The sequence below is a fragment of the Candidatus Symbiopectobacterium sp. NZEC135 genome (assembly GCF_025962695.1).
This window is the reverse complement of sequence record NZ_JAGFPF010000962.1, coordinates 1-802: the sequence shown is the minus strand read 5'-3', so window position 1 is coordinate 802 and position 802 is coordinate 1. Positions and strand designations below refer to the sequence as shown.

Genomic DNA, 802 nt, shown 5'->3' with positions numbered 1-802 from the left:
CAGGAGAGTGTGAATGGCATTTTTGATGCCATCTCTGCGGCGATGAGAAAACCCGTCATTTTAAGTAAGCTGGCGGCACGTAAGAAAGTCACCGGTGAGTTTGATCTGAGTCGTCCGCAGGATGTGCTGGTATCGGTATCCGAGCAGCTGGGGCTGATTTGGTACAGTGATGGCCAGGCTATTTATGTCTATGACGCAACGGAAATGCGTAATGCGGTTATCGTTTTACGTAATACTTCATTCAGCGTGGTTGAAAGCTTTTTGAAGAATTCAGGTTTGCACGATCCCCGTTTCCCTCTGCGCTCGGATAATCGCAATGCCACTTTTTATGTGTCTGGTCCGCCAATCTATGTCGACCTGATCACCAGTACGGCGAAATATCTCGATCAAAAAAGTGATACGTTTGACGGGCGGGAGAGTATTGCCGTCATTCAGTTACACAACACCTTTGTAGAGGACCGTTCATTTAAATACCGGGATGAAAAAATCGTCATTCCAGGTATTTCGACGGTAATTAATAAAATTATCAGCACCGGTCCGACAGCAGGGAGAAGCATGACCTCCGATCTGCCGCAGGATTTGCTCGACAGCTATGCTCATGAAGATGCGATGGCCACGTCGAATATTTCACATAATGCCAGTGAAGTGAATGTTATTGCCGAGCCGGGAACCAATAGCCTTTTAGTGCGGGGAAGCCCTGAGCAGGTTGAATATATCCGTAACCTGGCGAAAACCCTGGATATCGCCAAGAGGCATATTGAACTTTCCGTTTGGATTGTGGATTTACAAAAAGAAGCATTCG

1 protein-coding gene is annotated in these 802 nt (G+C 46.9%); it reads left to right on the top strand.

Annotation, left to right across the window (positions count from 1 at the left end):
* Positions 1–9: 9 nt before the first annotated feature.
* A partial coding sequence (locus tag J5224_RS31755; RefSeq protein WP_319802526.1) for a secretin N-terminal domain-containing protein occupies positions 10–802 on the top strand: 793 nt, incomplete at its 3' end.